Annotated in this window: 14 protein-coding genes and 1 pseudogene; 6 read left to right on the top strand and 9 right to left on the bottom strand. The window is 56.6% G+C overall.

Annotated elements, in window-relative coordinates; all coding sequences use genetic code 11:
* The first annotated feature begins 274 nt into the window (after positions 1 to 274).
* On the top strand, positions 275 to 1,408 hold the full coding sequence (locus C1713_RS06965; protein WP_245871015.1) for a YibE/F family protein: 1,134 nt from the start codon (positions 275 to 277) through the stop codon (positions 1,406 to 1,408).
* A 52-nt stretch (positions 1,409 to 1,460) separates the two neighbouring features.
* On the opposite strand, the gene C1713_RS06970 is transcribed toward C1713_RS06965, so the two are convergent.
* The 6 genes from C1713_RS06970 to C1713_RS12435 all read right to left on the bottom strand — a co-directional run bounded on the left by C1713_RS06970 (position 1,461) and on the right by C1713_RS12435 (position 9,312).
* Entirely contained in the window at positions 1,461 to 3,782 is a 2,322-nt protein-coding gene (locus tag C1713_RS06970) for a glycosyltransferase family 2 protein (protein ID WP_102493434.1), read from the bottom strand.
* Complete coding sequence (locus tag C1713_RS06975; RefSeq protein WP_245871016.1) at positions 3,779 to 5,635, bottom strand: glycosyltransferase; 1,857 nt, start codon at positions 5,633 to 5,635, stop codon at positions 3,779 to 3,781. The genes C1713_RS06970 and C1713_RS06975 overlap by 4 nt, the downstream gene beginning before the upstream one ends.
* Positions 5,636 to 5,708: 73 nt before the next feature.
* Positions 5,709 to 6,596, bottom strand: a complete 888-nt coding sequence (locus C1713_RS06980) for an NAD-dependent epimerase/dehydratase family protein (RefSeq protein ID WP_102493435.1) — start codon at positions 6,594 to 6,596, stop codon at positions 5,709 to 5,711.
* Between the two features lie 64 nt (positions 6,597 to 6,660).
* A complete protein-coding gene (gene rfbH, locus C1713_RS06985) occupies positions 6,661 to 7,995 on the bottom strand; it encodes a lipopolysaccharide biosynthesis protein RfbH (RefSeq protein WP_102493436.1) in 1,335 nt (444 codons plus the stop codon).
* Positions 7,992 to 9,077: a CDP-glucose 4,6-dehydratase gene (gene rfbG / locus C1713_RS06990; protein ID WP_102493437.1), complete on the bottom strand. Its 1,086-nt coding sequence runs from the start codon at positions 9,075 to 9,077 to the stop codon at positions 7,992 to 7,994. The genes rfbH and rfbG overlap by 4 nt, the downstream gene beginning before the upstream one ends.
* A gap of 91 nt (positions 9,078 to 9,168) precedes the next feature.
* Complete coding sequence (locus tag C1713_RS12435; RefSeq protein WP_138774481.1) at positions 9,169 to 9,312, bottom strand: alcohol dehydrogenase catalytic domain-containing protein; 144 nt, start codon at positions 9,310 to 9,312, stop codon at positions 9,169 to 9,171.
* 267 nt (positions 9,313 to 9,579) lie between these two features.
* On the opposite strand from C1713_RS12435, the gene iolG reads away from it, so the two are divergent.
* Together iolG and C1713_RS07000 are read left to right on the top strand one after the other, a co-directional pair.
* Complete coding sequence (iolG, locus tag C1713_RS06995; protein WP_102493438.1) at positions 9,580 to 10,605, top strand: inositol 2-dehydrogenase; 1,026 nt, start codon at positions 9,580 to 9,582, stop codon at positions 10,603 to 10,605.
* A gap of 129 nt (positions 10,606 to 10,734) precedes the next feature.
* The gene (locus tag C1713_RS07000) at positions 10,735 to 11,574 is read left to right on the top strand and encodes a helix-turn-helix transcriptional regulator (protein WP_245871018.1); all 840 of its coding nucleotides are present in this window, start codon (positions 10,735 to 10,737) and stop codon (positions 11,572 to 11,574) included.
* 80 nt (positions 11,575 to 11,654) lie between these two features.
* Here C1713_RS07000 and C1713_RS07005 read toward each other — a convergent pair whose 3' ends face one another.
* From C1713_RS07005 to C1713_RS07015, 3 genes and pseudogenes are all read right to left on the bottom strand, one after another.
* The gene (locus C1713_RS07005; protein WP_102493439.1) at positions 11,655 to 13,172 is read right to left on the bottom strand and encodes a CoA-acylating methylmalonate-semialdehyde dehydrogenase; all 1,518 of its coding nucleotides are present in this window, start codon (positions 13,170 to 13,172) and stop codon (positions 11,655 to 11,657) included.
* A gap of 213 nt (positions 13,173 to 13,385) precedes the next feature.
* The gene (locus tag C1713_RS07010) at positions 13,386 to 13,712 is read right to left on the bottom strand and encodes a PTS lactose/cellobiose transporter subunit IIA (RefSeq protein WP_102493440.1); all 327 of its coding nucleotides are present in this window, start codon (positions 13,710 to 13,712) and stop codon (positions 13,386 to 13,388) included.
* A 118-nt stretch (positions 13,713 to 13,830) separates the two neighbouring features.
* A pseudogene (locus C1713_RS07015) lies at positions 13,831 to 14,079 on the bottom strand (sugar phosphate isomerase/epimerase); the annotation flags it as partial.
* Between the two features lie 134 nt (positions 14,080 to 14,213).
* Between C1713_RS07015 and C1713_RS07020 the strand changes: the two are divergent.
* From C1713_RS07020 to C1713_RS07035, 3 genes are all read left to right on the top strand, one after another.
* The gene (locus C1713_RS07020; RefSeq protein ID WP_102493441.1) at positions 14,214 to 14,951 is read left to right on the top strand and encodes a sulfite exporter TauE/SafE family protein; all 738 of its coding nucleotides are present in this window, start codon (positions 14,214 to 14,216) and stop codon (positions 14,949 to 14,951) included.
* Positions 14,952 to 14,984: 33 nt separating this feature from the next.
* A complete protein-coding gene (locus C1713_RS07025) occupies positions 14,985 to 15,923 on the top strand; it encodes a Gfo/Idh/MocA family oxidoreductase (RefSeq protein ID WP_102493442.1) in 939 nt (312 codons plus the stop codon).
* 474 nt (positions 15,924 to 16,397) lie between these two features.
* Positions 16,398 to 17,786, top strand: a complete 1,389-nt coding sequence (locus C1713_RS07035) for a sugar porter family MFS transporter (RefSeq protein ID WP_102493443.1) — start codon at positions 16,398 to 16,400, stop codon at positions 17,784 to 17,786.
* The last annotated feature ends 19 nt before the right edge of the window (positions 17,787 to 17,805 follow it).

A 17,805-nucleotide genomic window follows, 5' to 3' on the forward strand; every position in this document is an offset into this window, starting at 1 on the left:
GCAAGCATCTCACGAATCCATAAGAAATGAATCCGAATAAAGAAAGACCGCCCGCTGGCAGCCTTGACGGATTCCTCCGTGAGACGATGATAATTCCTGCGCCGTGAGGTATGACGAAGTCGCCATCCTCTCTGGAATCATCTTGTTGTTCTCAGTATATGTGAGAATGATGTATCTGTCAATAGTTCTTACATAATCAGGAATAACTATTGAAATCACTTTTTCTTCGTGCCATAATATGTGTAAATACTGTAACAATTCAAAGGAGTTCGTCATGAAACATGATCCCAGCCGTCTGCCCCGCCTCCTCATCGCAGTGCTCTCCCTCGTCCTCCTCTATGCTGTCCTCACCCATCTCCCGGCGGGTGAGGACGGTGACCCGCCGACCTATAAGGCAGAAATTCTCCACGTGGAGAATGCTGCGGGCGGCACAACCTCCTTTGCGCCTGACAGTGCCGCCTATGAGGTGCGCATCCGCCTCGACTCAGGTCCTGCGGCAGGGACGGAGGAGACCATCCTCCATCACACCTTCAATAATCCTGCCTTTGACATTCACCCGGAGGAGGGGGAGCACATCCTCGTCCGGTCGGCAGGTGAGAGCTATGCCATCGTCGACTACGACCGGATCCCCGCCATGCTCCTCCTCCTCGCGCTCTTTGCCGCCCTCCTCATCTGCTTCGGCGGTATGACGGGCGCAAAGGCACTCCTCGTCCTCCTCTTCGCCGTCCTACTCATCGCGAAGGGGCTCATCTCCTTCATCCTCTATGCCCCCTCGCACATCATCCTCTGGACGCTCCTCATCGGCAGCATCATCACCCTCGCCACCCAACTCATCGTCAGCGGGCGAAACGTCAAGGCGGCGGGCGCCATCATCGGCACCATCGGCGGCATCCTCGTCGCGGGCATCCTCGCCGTCATCGCCATCCACGGCACCTACCTCACAGGCATCGCCGAGGAACAGGCGGGCATGCTCAAGGCACTCTACCTGCAGGCGGTGGACTTCCGCGAGCTGCTCTTTGCGGGCATCGTCCTCGGTGCCCTCGGTGCCGTCATGGACGTTGCCGTCTCCATCGCCTCCGCCCAATACGAGATGAAACAGCTCGCCCCCAAGACGAAATTCGACGCTCTCGTCTCCTCGGGCATGAGCGTCGGCCGCGACGTCATGGGCACCATGGCGAACACCCTCGTCCTCGCCTACATCGGCGGTGCGCTCCCGCTCATCCTCCTCATCTCCGCGCAGCCCGATCTCCCGCTCCGCCACGTCCTCAACCTCAACATGATCGCCACCGAGATCGTCCGCTCCCTCGTCGGCAGCATTGGCCTCCTCTGTGCCATCCCCATCACCGCCTACACCACCGCCTTCCTCATCACCATCCGCCCGCGGCGCAAAAAAAGAGCGGAAGTATAACTCCGCTCTGACACACATTCCTCGGGAAGATCCACTATGGACCGGCAATTCCCTATAGGTCTAGTATCCCCGCCGTGACATGTACGGCATCCGCCACATTCTCACAGTCAAACCGCCTTGCGTCCAGCGTCATTTCCTGATGCTTCCTAGAGTATCCATATTGATAGTCACTGAACAGTTCTGCCTTCTGCACCTCCAGTGCTCTTGGCTCTTTGCAGATCGCCGCATAAAAGGCCTGTACCTGACGATGCTTCTCCTCGCCGCACAGCGATGCGGCATAGAGAAGCAAGCCGGCATATCGTTCAAAATGCAGATCCGTCACGGATAGCTTGGCCCCAAAATAGTCAAACATTTCGTCGATTGGCAACGCGTCCTCCGTGACATCAAGATCCCGTAGCCGTGCTATCGTAATGAAGAATCCCAGCTTATCGGCAGTATAGACGTAGGGAACCCGATACTCACCGCGACGCATAACATACTCACTGACCTGATCGGTAACCTTTGTTCTGCGTACATCGCTAAACGCAGATGCTGTAATATCCACATCGTATAAAACCGTTCCCGCCCCGACGGAGCTTCCTGCCATTCCTGCGGTTGTCAGCGGGCAGTTCAGATGCACAACCTGCTTGTTCAAAAAGAGGCTGGCCGTTCCCATATACGAGTCTTGTCCGATCCCATCAAGAATCCTGCCCGTACTGCGATAAAGCCGCAGAAAATACTCTCGCCGAAATCCCGAGTTGATATAACACAGCGGCAACCGATAAAATACTTCATCAATATTATCTACAATCCTCTGTCGATCGGCGGATAACTCAAAGTACTGATAGGGCGTCTCTTCACCAGCGTCATAGAGAGGGAATTTAATGATACTGCGTCCATGAGGTAAAAGCCCCGGCCATGTATAGAGCCCTCGCTCCCACGAAAAGAGCATCATTTGCGGATGGGAGGTCAGTGCCTGTTGCAGATACGTCAGTGCCCAAGGATAAACACCATCGTCTGAGCCAAGCGAAAAAATGAATGTTCCACGCGCATGGAGAAGCGCATATTCAAAGGATTTATCCAGGGCAAGCACTACTGGTGTGCGGTAGTAACGAATCCGCGCGTCATTGAGCTCCTCGCAGAGCTCACGTATTCCATCATAGCCGTCATCTGAATTATCACTGACAACGATCTCATAGCTGCCCGTGAACTCCACTGCCAAGCAGGTCCGCAGCGTATGGCGGAGCGTATGCACCGAGTTTCTGGCAGGGATGACGATGGAAATATCGCAGCGCGGAGCTGCCGTAAGCAAATCTTCGGCAGATTCACCATAGAGATAGCTAATATACTTCAGATAATCGCCCATCCAAGCAAAACTCAAGCCGTCCGCGAACCCCGGCGGCAGGCAGTGCGAAAGGCGCTGAATCGCCCCCCCTAGGACCTCATCTCCATGGAGCTGATCCATACGGCCGTCACGGGCGAAAACAATCAGCGGAGCATTCTGCGTAATGCTGCGTGCCAGCAGCCGAAGCACCGCCGGAAGAGCATCGACCGACGCACCAGACGGAAGCTGGCACAGCCCGACGGAAATCGCAATACGGCTACCATCTGCCCGAGCCGCCTGAATGCATTTCAGCGCATAGCTCTGCACATCCTGCGCGGGCTGTCCATCGGAACAGACGCGCAGGACAATCGTATGCTGTCCAAGGATGCGAAGTGCCTCCGCCAACACCTCCATATCGCCGTGCGCGTCCGAGGCATCATCGACAAGGAGGAAGGTATAGCTGCTACCATCCGTGAGCATGCGCGCCAGATACCCAAAATTCCCACAGTAATGGGGACGCGTAAACGGCTGGCCGGCATCTTGAAGGATATGCTCCTCATACTGCTCCAAACAGGCTGTCCGTCTGCACCATGCCAGCATCAGAACCGCAGAAAGCAGTGTATTACGGGTCACATAATACTGCACCGCAAGATCGTGCAGCTCCTTATCCGACAGCGTACCACGCAGAAACGCAGCTTTCATCTCAGCGAGTTCCACCATGGGCTGCTGCGGCAGTTCCCCACTGCTGTAAAACGCTGCGATAAACTGCAGTTGCCTCCATTCGGGTGATCCCTCCCGATAGGTACGGCTCTTGAGCATAAACAGATCGGAAAGTCCCTCCTGGGGATAAAACTCCTGTGCAAGATCATCAACGGCATCCCGACATCGCTCTGCCGATTCTCCATGTGCCATCATCAATGCGATCTCGGCACACAGATAGGGCAGTCGCTGCGGATAAATATGACGAAATGGTTCAATGGCAGCTTCTGCCTTTTTCCGCAGTACATCATCGCCCGACGCAATCCACGCTTGAATCTGACGTACTTCCCTCAAGTATTCCTGCTCTGTCATGAATGCCCCATCCTTTTCGCAGGCTCCCCACGTTTCTCAAAGATAAGATACACCATCCGCACCGAAAGATTTCGATCCACATCCTCCGGCAGGCGGGCTCGGGCAGAAAAGAACTCCCGCAACAGTGCGGCAGCAGCCCCATCTTCTTGGAATGCGACCGCCATCATGCGATAGTGACGCAGTATTTCATGACGCTCGAGTGCCTTGATCAGGTGCCGATAGGAAACGACAGGCGTTCTTCGCACCTCATCAATACCGGTGTAGAGACTCCGCCCGCCCTCATATAGAAGGGATATAACCTCGTCGGCACAGCTCGGGTTGCGCACCGGAAGAATCAATCGCCCGCCATCAGCAAGACAGTCATAGAGACATTCCAGCGCAGAGATCACCTCATCCGAAGGGAGCTCATCCAGATAGCGTCCCGTGCTGATGATCTCGTATACCTGCCCGTCCTCTTTTACATCGTCAACACATGACATCATGCGGGTCTCATCAAAAATATACGACGTATCCTTCAGATAACGACGGTCAAAAACGGCTGCCGTCATGTGAGGAACACAGCCGTGCTGACGATAGGCGTTGACCACGCTGCACGCCAAATCGCCGAAACATGGCGCAAGTATGAGTACGCGATCATCGTCGCGAAAATGCTGCTGTGTCCACAGTACGTCCATATTGGCAAAGCCACCGCGCGACTCCCACGCATCGACGCCCCATTTTTCATAGTAGACACGGCGCATCGCATCAAGCGCATTCCCTGCCTCCTTATTACGCCCCGCTCCGAGTGTCACCCCTCCAAAATGGTGCATAAAGGTATCTTTCATGAGAATCTGTCGCCACCCCGTCCGGCGAAGCAGCGTTGACATATCATCATCGATAAACTCTCCGCGCGTATATATTGGGTCGAGGAGACCAATGCGATAAAGATCTGTCCGCAGGATGGCCAAGAACGGCATCAGCTGACTGCGCTCCTCCCAGCGCCTTGGATCCAGCTCATTGTACGCAGCGGCGAACGCCTGCATCTCCTCCATCCCATCAAATGTATTCGGATAGGAGACAGGCACCCCCTGAAAACAGGCAATACTCTCCTCATTGCAGGTCGGAACAGCCATGGCGATGCGAGCATCTGACTGCACACATGCGAGCAGATGCTCCAGCCAATGCGGTGTCGCCACGACATCATTGGAGAAGCCTACACAGTACCGTCCCCCGATGATGTGCTGTGCCACATTTACGCCGAAAATATTATATTTCAGATTGATGCATTTCGCGTGTGGAAGGCGCTCAAAATATTCGCGGGTTCCGTCATCCGAGCCATTATTGATAAGGATCAGTTCGACCTTCCCATCGGAAAGATTCGTGTGTGCAAAGATGCTCTCGACCGCTTTTTGGGTATATTCCAGCTTGTTATAGCCAAACAAAATGATGCTCACATCGCACGCGGCGCCCCGCTCTTCCGCCTTATGCAGGGCTTCCGATGCCGCCATTTGCTCTTTCAGATGTGCGGCACGTCGATCCGGATAGGGAAGAATCTCTGTCGCATAGTGCCACAGCCGGCGCATTTCGAGGGCAAAGGGACGAATCTCGTAGTGTGCGATCCGTCTGCGATGCATCGGTCTATTCTGCAGATCATCAATCGAGGCCTGAATGTTCTTCCCATACAGATGAACATGCCCGAGCACATGGTCGGTGTCCTCCGTCTCCCGCGCAATGACAGCAGCAGCCTGATGCAGGAGAGACAACACCTCCGAGGCGGTAGGCGCAGTCTCCTGCCGCTCCATCGCGCCACAGAGATACTCCGCCGCCTCCACGACACTGTCCAGCAGCTCCGACATCTGCGTATGATCCATCATTCTCACCTTTCTGCTCTACGACGGCGTCCCACACACGGCACTCCCCATGTCGATGTTGATACGATGAAATGAGCTATTCGATTCCATAGCCCATGCGCAACCCATCGGCAAAACACGTTGTCGGCTTCCACCCCGTATCATGGCACAGCTTCTCCACCGATGGCTGCAGGGAAACAGCTCCCTCCCTTGCACCGTAGGAGACTTCCGCCTGCGCAGCAGCTGCGCGCTGCACCTCCGTGACAAAATCGCGCAGAGGCCGATAGCCGCCATGAGCAACGTTATAAATCTCCCCTGCGTGCCCCCGCTCTGCAAGTGCGAGGAGTGCATCCGCCGCATCCGCTGCATAGAGGTAGTCCCAGTTCTGCCCCCCCGATGAAGAAAGTGCAAAGTTTTGTCCTGCGCGCAGCGCCCGCACAAGTTCCGGTAGCATGCGCCCGTCCTGCTCGTATTTCCCGTAAAGGCTGAACACGCGCCCCCAGATCCATTCTATGCCGAGATCTGCCGCACGCGTGCGCGAAAGAGCACAGGCAGCAAGTTTTGCCGCACCATAGGCATCCGTGGGATGCGGACATGTCTCCTCCGTGATGAGCTGCGTCTGCCGCCCATACTCCGCCTGCGAACCAGTACAGATGAAGCGGGTGCACCCAAGGCGCACCGCCGCCTCTAGCGCATCAATCGCAGCGCGGATATTGCCGTACTGGGCAGCGAAATCACGGCGCGCCCCCTGCCATGCGAGATGAAAGAACACATCACAGGGCGCAGGAATGATCGCATCGAGCTGTGCATAAGCCGAGAGATCGACAGGTACCACAGTCAACCGCTCCGATGGTGTAAGGCGTACATTATGCGGTGAGTTCGGACGTACCACAGCATAGACATGTGCATCCGTTTCCCGCACGAGCCGCTCGGTGAGATTGCCGCCAAAAAAGCCGGCCGCTCCCGTGACAATGTATCTCCGCACGATGGACTCACCTCTTTCTGATCTGCGTCAGGATCCTTTTAGGGAAGCTCTGATAAATTTGGCACTACCGCGCCGCGTGCACAGCATCCCGTATGACCTGTGCCATATAGTCGATCTTCGCATCCGTCAGTCCGGGGTAGACGCCGAGCCAGAACGTGTCGTTCATTATGCGGTCGGTCGCCGCGAGCGTCCCTGCCACACGATAGCCCTCGCCCGAGGCGCGCATGGCATCAAAACAGGGGTGCTTCGTCAAATTCCCCGCGAAGAGCATACGCGTCTGGATGCCCCGCCCCTCGATGTACGGCACGATCTTGGCGCGGTCCACGCCGTCACGGCAGGTCAGCAAAAAGCCAAACCAGCTGGGCTCTGCATGCGCCGTTGCCTCCGGCAGGACAAAGGCATCGCCCAGATCGGCGAGTGCCGCGTGGAGCCGCGCAAAGTTATGCCGGCGACGCGCGACAAAGGACGGCAGTTTTTTCAGCTGGGCGACACCGACGGCCGCCTGCATATCCGTCACCTTGAGATTGTAGCCGAAATGCGAGTAGACGTATTTGTGGTCGTAGCCGCGCGGGAGCGCACCGTACTGCGCATCAAAGCGATGCCCGCAGCGGTTGTCCTGCCCCGATGCGCAGACGCAGTCGCGTCCCCAGTCGCGCAGGGAGCGCACGATGCGGTGGAGGAGCGGATCATTCGTATAGACCGCGCCGCCCTCGCCCATCGTCATGTGATGCGGCGGATAGAAGCTCGACGTACCGATATCGCCGATCGTGCCCGTATAGCGCGTCTCTCCGTCGATCGTATACTGCGAGCCGAGTGCGTCACAGTTGTCCTCAACGAGCCAGAGGCTGTGCTTTTGGCAGAACGCCTTGACCGCCGCCAGATCAAACGGATTGCCGAGCGTATGCGCGATCATGACGGCCTTCGTCCGCGCGGAGAGCGCCCCCTCAAGGAGTGACACATCCACATTGTACGTCGGCAGACTCACATCGACAAAGACGGGCACCGCACCGTACTGGATGATCGGCGCGACTGTCGTCGGAAAGCCCGCCGCCACCGTGATGACCTCATCACCGCGCCCGACGGCACGCGCCCCGAGGAGCGGCGACGTGAGTGCCATAAAGGCGAGCAGATTCGCCGACGAGCCCGAGTTCACGAGCGAACAGTGCTTCACCCCGAGATAGGCCGCAAGCCCGCGCTCGAATTCCTCCGTATAGTGCCCCGCTGTCAGCCAGAACTCAAGCGCACTCGCAACGAGATTCTCCATCTCCTCATGATCGTAGACGCGCGCCGCGTACGGTAGACGATCCCCCGGGGAGAAATTCTCCTTTGGTGCATGATACTTCTCACAGTACGCCCGTACAAGCGCGAGAATCTCCCCACGCATCTCCTGCTCACTCATCCGATTTCTCTCCCTGCTCTATGATCCCCCGCGAAAAATGCCTCGATCTGTTCCTCGGTCACCGCGCGCATATCCGCGCCCGCTTCCCATGCCTTTGCCCACTCCACCGTTTTCTCCACGGCCTCGGCGATATGCCAGCGCGGTTTCCACCCGAGTTCACTCTTTATTTTCGAGCAGTCGAGTTTTAAAAAATGCGCCTCATGTGGACCGCCGTCTGCATATGCCTCCCACCGTACGCCCGCGCCCCACGTCCGGCAGAAGAGATCGGCGAGCTCTCCCGTCGTCACGCAGTCCGCATCGTCGGGGCCGACATTCCATGCCCCGACCAGAGCGGCATCCTCCACCTGCCGTGCCGCGAGCATCAGATACACGGAGAGCGGCTCTAAGACATGCTGATAGGGGCGCGTCGAATGCGGATTGCGGATGTCGATCACCTGCCCGCGCACCGCTGCGCGGATACAGTCGGGGATGATGCGGTCGGGTGCAAAGTCGCCGCCCCCGATCACGTTGCCCGCGCGCGCCGTCGAAAGCCGCACCCTGCCATCCGCGAAAAAGCTCTGCCGATAGCTATGGGCGGCGATCTCCGCACAGCTCTTGCTCGCCGAATACGGATCATAGCCCAAGAGCGGCTCATTCTCGCGGTAGCCCCACGGCCACTCCTTATTCTCATAGACCTTATCCGTCGTCACCATGAGTGCAGAACGAACGGTGTCCGATGTGCGGATACATTCAAGGACATTGACGGTCCCCATCACATTTGCCGCAAACGTCTCCACGGGCTGACGGTAGCTCGCCCGCACAATCGGCTGCGCCGCGAGGTGAAAGACGACCTCCGGCCGCGCCGCAGCAAACGCGCGTCCGAGTGCATCGGCATCGCGCACATCGCCGCGCAGATCGCGCAGCTCCTTCAAAACGCCAAGCCGACGGAGCGCCTCCCGTCCGCCCTCCGTCGGCGCATCGAGTGCAAAGCCCGTCACCTCTGCCCCCGCCCGGAGGAGCAGGAGGGCAAGCCACATGCCCTTAAAGCCCGTATGTCCCGTGAGGAGGACGTGTCTGCCTTTGAAAAGCCCCAAATCTTTCATATCTCACACCTCGTTACGGTTATTCCCTGTCATTATAACAAAGTTCCACATAAAAAACACCTCCCACAAAAATTCGGCTCTATGTCAATAGTTATGGACTACATACGCCACGCCCCCATTGCGCATCCGCCCCCACCTCCACCGCAACGCCCGCAAATTCATGCCCAAGAATCACAGGTGGATGGATCTTCGGAGGTCCATGTCGGAATGTGCGCAGATCGCCGCTTTCATCGATGCACCCCCATTCACTTCGTTTCTCCCATTATAACAGAGCGTGAAAACCCACACAGAAAATATTTTAGGCATCACTGATAAATGGAGAGAGAAGAAAAACGCAAGATTTTATAGCCTCTTGAAAAATATAGACGATATACGCAATAAAATATTCAAATGTACCCAAAAAATTACCAAGATATTTAAGTCTTTCTCGTGCAGATTGTGCTATACTTCTATAAGAAAAAGAAGGAAACACTCCTCTACACAGAGAAAGGCGGTTATCCACATGATCAAAGTCGGTATCATTGGCGCCGGTCGTATCGGCCACGTCCACGGCGAGAGCATCTCGAAGTTCGTCAAGAACGCGACGGTGAAGTCGATTGCGGATCCCTTCATGAACGAGAAGATCGAGGCGTGGGCAAAGTCCATCGGCGTGGAGACGATCACGAAGGACTATCACGACATCCTCAGCGATCCCGAGATCGAGGCGGTACTGATATGCGCCTCCACGGATCAGCACGCTCCCGTCTCCATTGAGGCGCTGCGCGCAGGCAAGCACGTCTTCTGCGAGAAGCCCATTGACCACGATGTCGAAAAGATCAAGGAAGTGCTCGCTGTCGTCAAGGAGACGGGCAAGAAGTATCAGGTGGGCTTCAACCGCCGCTTCGACCACAACTTCCGCGCAATCCACGAGGCGGTCAAGGCGGGCAAGGTCGGCAAGCAGCAGATCATCAAGATCACGTCGCGCGACCCCGAGCCGCCGCCGATTTCTTATGTCAAGGTATCGGGCGGCATCTTCATGGACATGACGATCCATGATTTCGATATGGTACGCTATCTCTCCGGCTCTGAGGTCGAGGAGGTCTTCGCGGTCGGCTCCGTCACCGTTGACCCCGAGATCGGCAAGGCGGGCGATGTGGACACCGCCGTCATCACACTGAAGCTCGCGAACGGCGCAACAGCGGTCATCGACAACTGCCGCGCGGCATGCTACGGCTACGATCAGCGCGCCGAGGTGTTCGGCACGGAGGGAGCCATTGCGATCAGCAACGACTCCGACTCGAATGCGGTGTTCTCCGGCAAGGACGGTGTCATCGCCGAGAAGCCGATGTTCTTCTTCCTCGAGCGCTACATGGCGGCGTATGCACGCGAGATCGACGAGTTCGTCGAGGCAATCGTGAATAACACGGAGACGCCCGTCAACGCGAACGACGGACTGCAGCCCGTTCTCATTGGCCTTGCGGCAAAGAAGTCCTGCGAGGAAGGTCGTCCTGTCACCCTCGCCGAGATCAAGAAGGCATACAATCTCTAACCCTCTCTCATGGAGTTTCATAGAAAAGCCCTCACATCGAGGGCCTTTTTCTTGCGTTTTTATCTCTTTATTGATAATATGTAGTCATATTTTGGTGATATTTCATAGCAAACACGAAAGGAGGGCATGATGCTTCAATATTTTCCCAAGCGCAACTACCGCCCGACATTTCAAAAAGGAGCATCGCCCTCCCTTTCCTATATTTGCAACGTGGGACCGGAGGCATCGTATATGCCGCGCAGCCTGCACGAGCATCCATATCTGGCAGAGATTTTGCTCCTCTACAGCGGCGCGGGCATCTACATGATCGACGGGCGCCGGTACACGGCGCGAAAGGGCGACCTCATCCTCTACAACAGCCATGTCGTGCACGATGAGCACGGCGGCAGCGGCAGTGCGCTCGGCACCTACTGCATCGCTGTCAGCGGGCTGTGTGTGGACGGGCTACCGCAGGGACACATCCTGCCGGCCTCGCTGTCCCCGATTCAGTCAACGGGGGATGATTTTGATGAATTTATGGCACTCTTCGGAGCCATTGAAAAAGAGGCACCTGCGCACCCGGAGACCGCTCACTACCTCACGCTTTCCCTCCTGACGAAAATCTCTGCCCATCTGGCGGAGCACGGGAAAAAGGAGGAAGCTGCCGTCCCATCAACCGTGCGTGCAGCGCGCGCCTATATCGACCAGAACTACAAGGACGCCATCTGTCTGGAGGACATCGCCCGCGCCACCCACACCAATCCATATTATCTTGCGCATCTGTTCAAAGAGGAAGTCGGGCTGCCGCCGATGAAGTACGTCGCACTCCGCCGCATCGGCGAGGCGCAAAACCTCCTCATCAATACAGAGATGACCGTGACACAAATTGCGGCGCATGTCGGCTACAACAACTCCAACTATTTTCAGTCTGTCTTTAAGCGTGCCATGGGCATCACACCACGGGAGTACCGTGTGCGCTGGGTACGCTGAGCAGCACTCGCATGCAAATATCCCCCGCACAGCATTTGTGCGGGGGATATTTGTATGCCGAGGGAAATGACTCCACGGGATTACTGCTCCGTGCTGCCCTCCCACGTTCCAACAACGCGCTTTCCTGCCTCCTCGTCAAACCAGTGAGAGGTGACGGTCTTGGCGCGCGTGAAGAAGAGAACGCCGTCCCTGCCGAGGACATGGAGATCGCCAAAGAAGGAATCCTTGTTGCCCGAGAACGGATAGTAGGCGCTCGGTACAGGAATGCCGACATTGACGCCGACCATTCCACCGTCCGTATCCATGACAAACTTACGCGCATAGTACCCGCTGCTCGTAAAGATGCACGAACCGTTCGCGAACGGGTTCGCGTTCATGATGCGAATCCCTTCCTCGTAGTTCTTGACGCGCTTGATACAGGTGACAGGACCGAAGATCTCCTGATCGCCGACCGTCATGCCCGGCTTTACATGGTCGAGGATCGTAGGACCGACAAAGAATCCATTTTCGTAACCAGCGACCTTCGTCTTGCGCCCGTCAAGAACGAGCTCTGCCCCCTCGTCAACGCCCTTCTGGATCCAGTCACTGACCTTTTGCTGATGTCCTGCGTTGACCACGGGACCAAGCTGCGTCTCCTCCTTGTATGCACAGCCGATTTTGAGAGCCTCCGCCTTTTTCTTCAGCAGTGCGACAAATGCGTCCGCAATGCTCTCCTCGACACAGACCACAGGCAGCGCCATGCAGCGCATGCCCGCACAGCCGTACGTCGAGTTGATGATGGCGTTCGTGGACGCCTCAAGGTTCGCATCCGCGAGCAGCAGTGCATGATTTTTTGCCTCGCACTGCGCCTGTACGCGCTTGCCGTGTGCTGCAGCTGTCGAGTAGATATGCTTGCCCACGCCCGTTGTGCCGACGAACGTCACCGCCTTGACACGCGAGTCTGTGAGGAACACCTCGCCCTCCTTGCGGCTCGTCGTCACGATATTGACAACGCCCTTCGGGAAGCCGGCCTCCTCATAGAAGAGCTCAAGCATACGCATAGAGGTCAGCGGTGTCTGGCTGCTTGCCTTTAGCACAACTGTATTGCCGCAGACGATCGCAAGCGGTACCATCCACCCCCACGGAATCATCGCAGGGAAGTTCATCGGCACGATGCCCGCAACGACGCCCAGCGGGAAGCGGTACGAAGTCGTATCGTAACCGCCCGTCACCTGCATTGCACCACTCCCCTGGATGAGCAAAGGAGCAGCGCACGCCTCCTCCGTCGGCTCGATCGCCTTCTGTACATCACCGCGTGCCTCGTTCAGCGTCTTGCCGAGCTCCTTCGCACAGAGAACAGCCAGCTCCTCCTTATGGGCATAGAGCACATCGCGCCAGCGGAACATATACTGCACACGCTTTGCCATCGAAAGCTGCGACCACGACGCAAATGCACGCTGTGCCGAGGCAATCGCTGCCTCGCACTCCTCCACCGTGCAGCTCGGAACCTCTGCCATCACTTCCCCAGTACTGGAATCCGTGATCGAGATATACTTGCCGCTCGTGGACTGCTTCCACTCACCATCCACACAGTATCCCATCCGCTTTACTTCGGTCATAATATGCTCCTTTCGCATATATAGAACTGAAAACAAATATCAGATAATACGAAGTATAGTTCACCAAAACATTATTGTCAAGAACTCAAAAGTGTATCATCCATAAGATTTTTTGAAACCATAGATAAAATGACGTTCGTCAGAATATATCTTCACATGAACAAAAATGCCGCATGGGAAACTCCCACACGGCACCAGCCTATCTGTATGTACTTACTTCGCTGCAACCTTCTCATAGAGATTGACGATTTCTTCCGCCATCTCCTTCATCGCCATGCCGGTCATGACATAGTCCTGCGCGTGCGCGACGAGAACGTTAAACGGATCCTTGAGTGTGCCGTCCGCCTCCTTCTTGAGGAGTTCGTCGGTCTGGAGCTGATGCGCCTTGAGGAACTGTGCATCCGCATCCTTGAGCGCGCCGCGCGCCTGTCCATAGCTGCCCGCACGCGCAGCCTTCAAAGCCTCTGTAACCTTTGCGCGGCCATCGCCCGCTGCAGCGATGATCGAGAATGCGATTTCTTCCAAATGTGTCTGTGCCATGAGTTTGTCCTCCACATATCTATTATGGTCTGTAAATATCGTCTGTTATGCGCCGAGCAGTTCGTGCTTGATGCGCTCAAGCGCCTCGGGCGCCTGTTTGTCCATCTTCTCGGGGAAGCTGTTCCTCGGTCGGTCCCGACCAACGATAGACCACGATGAAGGAGGAGATTTCAACCCCTGTCTCCTTGAGTGCCTTGCGATACTCTGCCTCCGTCTCCTCGGAGAAGAGCGGGTGCTTGTAGAACGGGTTGATGCGCGGATGCGGGGACTGCTCGATGTACTTGTAGCCCCAGTCCGCAACCTTGTGCACCATGTCGTTGATGCTCATCTGCTTGGCGAGAACATCAACATCGAATGCGATTTTCATGGAAACAACCTCTTCTGATGATTTTGTGGTAAAATCATGATATAGAGGTGGACAACTCTTGCCTAATAAACTATCATCGACTAAAATGTTTGTCAAGAAGGGTTTTTTAGAATATTTTGGCGGAGGGGATATCTGTGGACGAAATCATCGCGATTGTATTCCTGTCACAACTGGTGGGCTTCGTCATCAAGGGGCTGGCGGGCTTCGGCAATCCACTCCTCACGAATCCGCTGATGGCGATGCGGCTGGACAACGTGGTCATCACGCCGACCAACATCCTGCTCGACCTCCCCGTCAATGCGTGGATCTCGTGGCGTGCACGCCATTCCTTTCAGATTCGGCAGGTGCTGCCCGTGCTCATCGCCATCCTGCTCGGCGTCATCCCGGGCACACTCCTGCTGAAACTGGGAACTCCGTGGATCATCAAGGCTCTGCTGGGCGTCTTTATCATCGGCCTCGGCGTCGAGATGCTTCTGCGCGACCGCACGCGCAGTATGACACCGCGCAGCTGGCTGCGCAATCTCCTCTCCTTCGCTTCGGGGGTGATGTCGGGGCTCTTTGGCATCAATATGCTCTTCCTCGCGTACATCGAGCGCGTGAGTGCCGATCGCGAGGCATTCCGCGGCAGTATCTGCTTCATCTTCCTGATCGAGAACGCATTCCGTGCCGTGACCTACTTTGCAAACGATATCTTTACGCTGTTCACGCTGACACTGACCGCCGTCTCGATTCCCGCCGCCATCCTCGGCGTGTGGATCGGCACAATGATCGACCGGCGCATGGGCGAACGCGCCTCGAAGCGCTTCATCATCTTCATCTTCATCCTCGGCGGGCTGTCCATCCTCATCAAGTCGCTGATATTCCGCGCGTGACGGAATCACAAGATTTTAGCGGACTACAAGGAGATGTTCGCAGCAGAGGCAAAGCGGGAGGACGGCATCGAGGCAGTCTCCATTGCCACGCCGAATTTCACGCATTACGAGATTGCAAAGGCGGCGCTCGAAGCAGGCCTGCATGTCTACTGCGAAAAGCCCATGTGCTTCTTCTCCAACGAGGCACAAGAGCTGGAGCGGCTAGCGAAGGAGAAGAACCGCATCATGTTCCTCTCCTACGGCTACTGCGGGCATCAGATGATCGAGCAGGCGCGCCGCATGGTCGCTAGCGGCGACCTCGGCTCCATCCGCATCCTTAATATGCAGTTCGCACACGGCGCACACAACGTCGCGATCGAAAAGAAGTCGGCAGCGACGGCATGGCGTGTCGCCCCGAAGAAGGCGGGTCTGTCCTACGTCCTCGGCGACGTTGGGACGCACATGCTCTATCTGCAGGAGGCAATCGTCCCGAACATCAAGATCCGACGCCTTATGTGCTCGGCACAGAGCTTCGTCGAGGGACGCGCACTTGAGGACAATGCCATGACCATCATGGAGTACGAGAGCGGCGCCATAAGCTACATCTGGTCGAGCTGCGTCAACGCGGGCTCCGAGTTCGGTGCGCGTTTCCGCATCGTCGGCGAGAAGGCGTCAATCGCATGGGATGCCGAGCATCCGAACCAGCTCCAATACGAAGTGCAGGGCAGCATGCAGGGCGCGATGCAGCGCGGTGCGGGTTATCTCTATGCCGAGGCACGTGCGGACGACCGCATCGGCGGCGGTCACCCCGAGGGACTCTTCGAGGCGTGGAGTAACCTCTACACAAAATTCGCACGCGCAATCGACAAGAATGTAAAGGGCGAGCCAATCGACTTCTGGTATCCCGACGTCCATGCGGGCGCCGAGGGCGTGAAGTGGGTCGAGAAATGCGTCGAATCCGCAAAGGACGAAGGCGCTTGGGTGACGTACTAAATATTGCGTAAGCATCGGTCTGCCGCATGGTGAAAAACATCATGCGGCAGATTTTTTTATTCCCAAAACTACAAATTTTTCACAAACTTTTGCATGAATATATAAAAACATAACCAAAACATATCGTTTTTGAATCGAAAACAGGCAGAAACATGAAAGCGTACGCAGCAATAATCTCCTATACTTAACACAAGGCAAAACCTCAACGGCGCGCAGCGGATCCACGCACCGAGGTTTTACAGGAAGCATAGGGAATCACTGATAAAATGAGGTCTGCCAGATTGGCGTAGATTTTTCGTCCGAACGAGGTGGAAAACCGGACGCAGAGTGGTGCTCTGTGGAGGATTTTCCGCCGAAGTGCGGGCAAAAAAGATGCGTCAAGATGGTTGTACCGAATTTATCAGCGCTTCCATAGATAAGGGCTTCATATTATCCATACTTCCTACCGCATTCATTTATAGGGAGGATTGCAGCATGGCAGAACAAACGCACAAGCAATACCTGAGGCGCGTCACATACGTCTCAACCTTCGGCGGACTTCTCTTCGGCTACGACACCGGTGTCATCAACGGTGCGCTCGCCTACATGTCCCGCCCCGATCAGCTCAATCTGACGCCAGCCGTGGAGGGCTTCGTCGCGAGCGGGCTGCTCTTCGGGGCGGCAATCGGCTCGTTCCTCGGCGGACGGATTGCGGACGCTCAGGGACGCCGCAAGATGCTCCTCGTCCTCGCCGTCATCTTCTTCTTTGCGGCACTCGGCTGTGCCGTCTCCCCGACCGCACCCATCCTCATCGCCTGCCGCTTCGTCCTCGGACTTGCCGTCGGCGGTGCCTCCGTCACCGTTCCCGCCTATCTCGCCGAGATGTCGCCCGCCGACCGACGCGGACGCATGGTAACGCAGAACGAGCTGATGATCGTCACAGGTCAGCTCCTCGCCTTCGTCCTCAACGCGATCCTCGGCGTCACCTTCGGTGAGACGGGTCACATCTGGCGCTACATGCTCGCGATTGCGTCCCTGCCCGCCATCGTCCTCTGGTTCGGTATGCTCACCATGCCCGAAAGTCCTCGTTGGCTGGTGCTCAACGGACGCATCAGCGACGCATTGGAGGTTCTCAAGAAAATCCGCTCGGAAAAAGTCGCGATCTCCGAGTTCAACGAAATTCAGGACAACCTCGAAGCCGAAAAGCATATCAAAAAGGCCTCCTACAGCGACCTCGCGACCCCATGGATCCGCCGCATCGTCTTCATCGGCATGGGCGTCTCCATCTGTCAGCAGATCTCAGGCGTCAACTCCATCATGTACTACGGCACGCAGATCCTCACCGAGGCAGGCTTTTCGACCGAGGCTGCACTCATTGGCAACGTTGCAAACGGTGTCATCTCCGTCCTCGCCACCATCTTCGGTATTTGGATGATGGGCCGCCACGGACGCCGCCCGCTCATCATGACGGGACAGATCGGCACCATGGCGTGTCTGCTCGCCATCGGTATTCTCTCTGCGATGCTTGAGGGTCAGGCGGCTCTCCCCTACGTCGTACTGTCGCTGACCGTCACCTTCCTCTTCTTCCAGCAGGGCTTCCTCTCCCCCGTGACGTGGCTGCTGCTCTCCGAGCTGTTCCCGCTGCGTCTGCGCGGCATGGGCATGGGCTGCGCCGTCCTCTGCCTCTGGCTCACGAACTTCTGTATCGGCTCGGCGTTCCCGTACTTCCTCTTCACCTTCGGCCTGTCCTTCACGTTCTATATGTTCGCGGCTGTCGGGCTGCTCGGACTCGCCTTCGTTTTCAAATTCGTACCCGAAACAAAGGGACGCTCGCTCGAGCAGATCGAGCACGACTTCCGCCACCACGGGGAAGCGACGGCATAAAAACACCGTTAGCAGAAGC

The organism is Centipeda felix, from assembly GCF_900186465.1.
GTDB classification, from domain to species: domain Bacteria; phylum Bacillota; class Negativicutes; order Selenomonadales; family Selenomonadaceae; genus Centipeda; species Centipeda felix.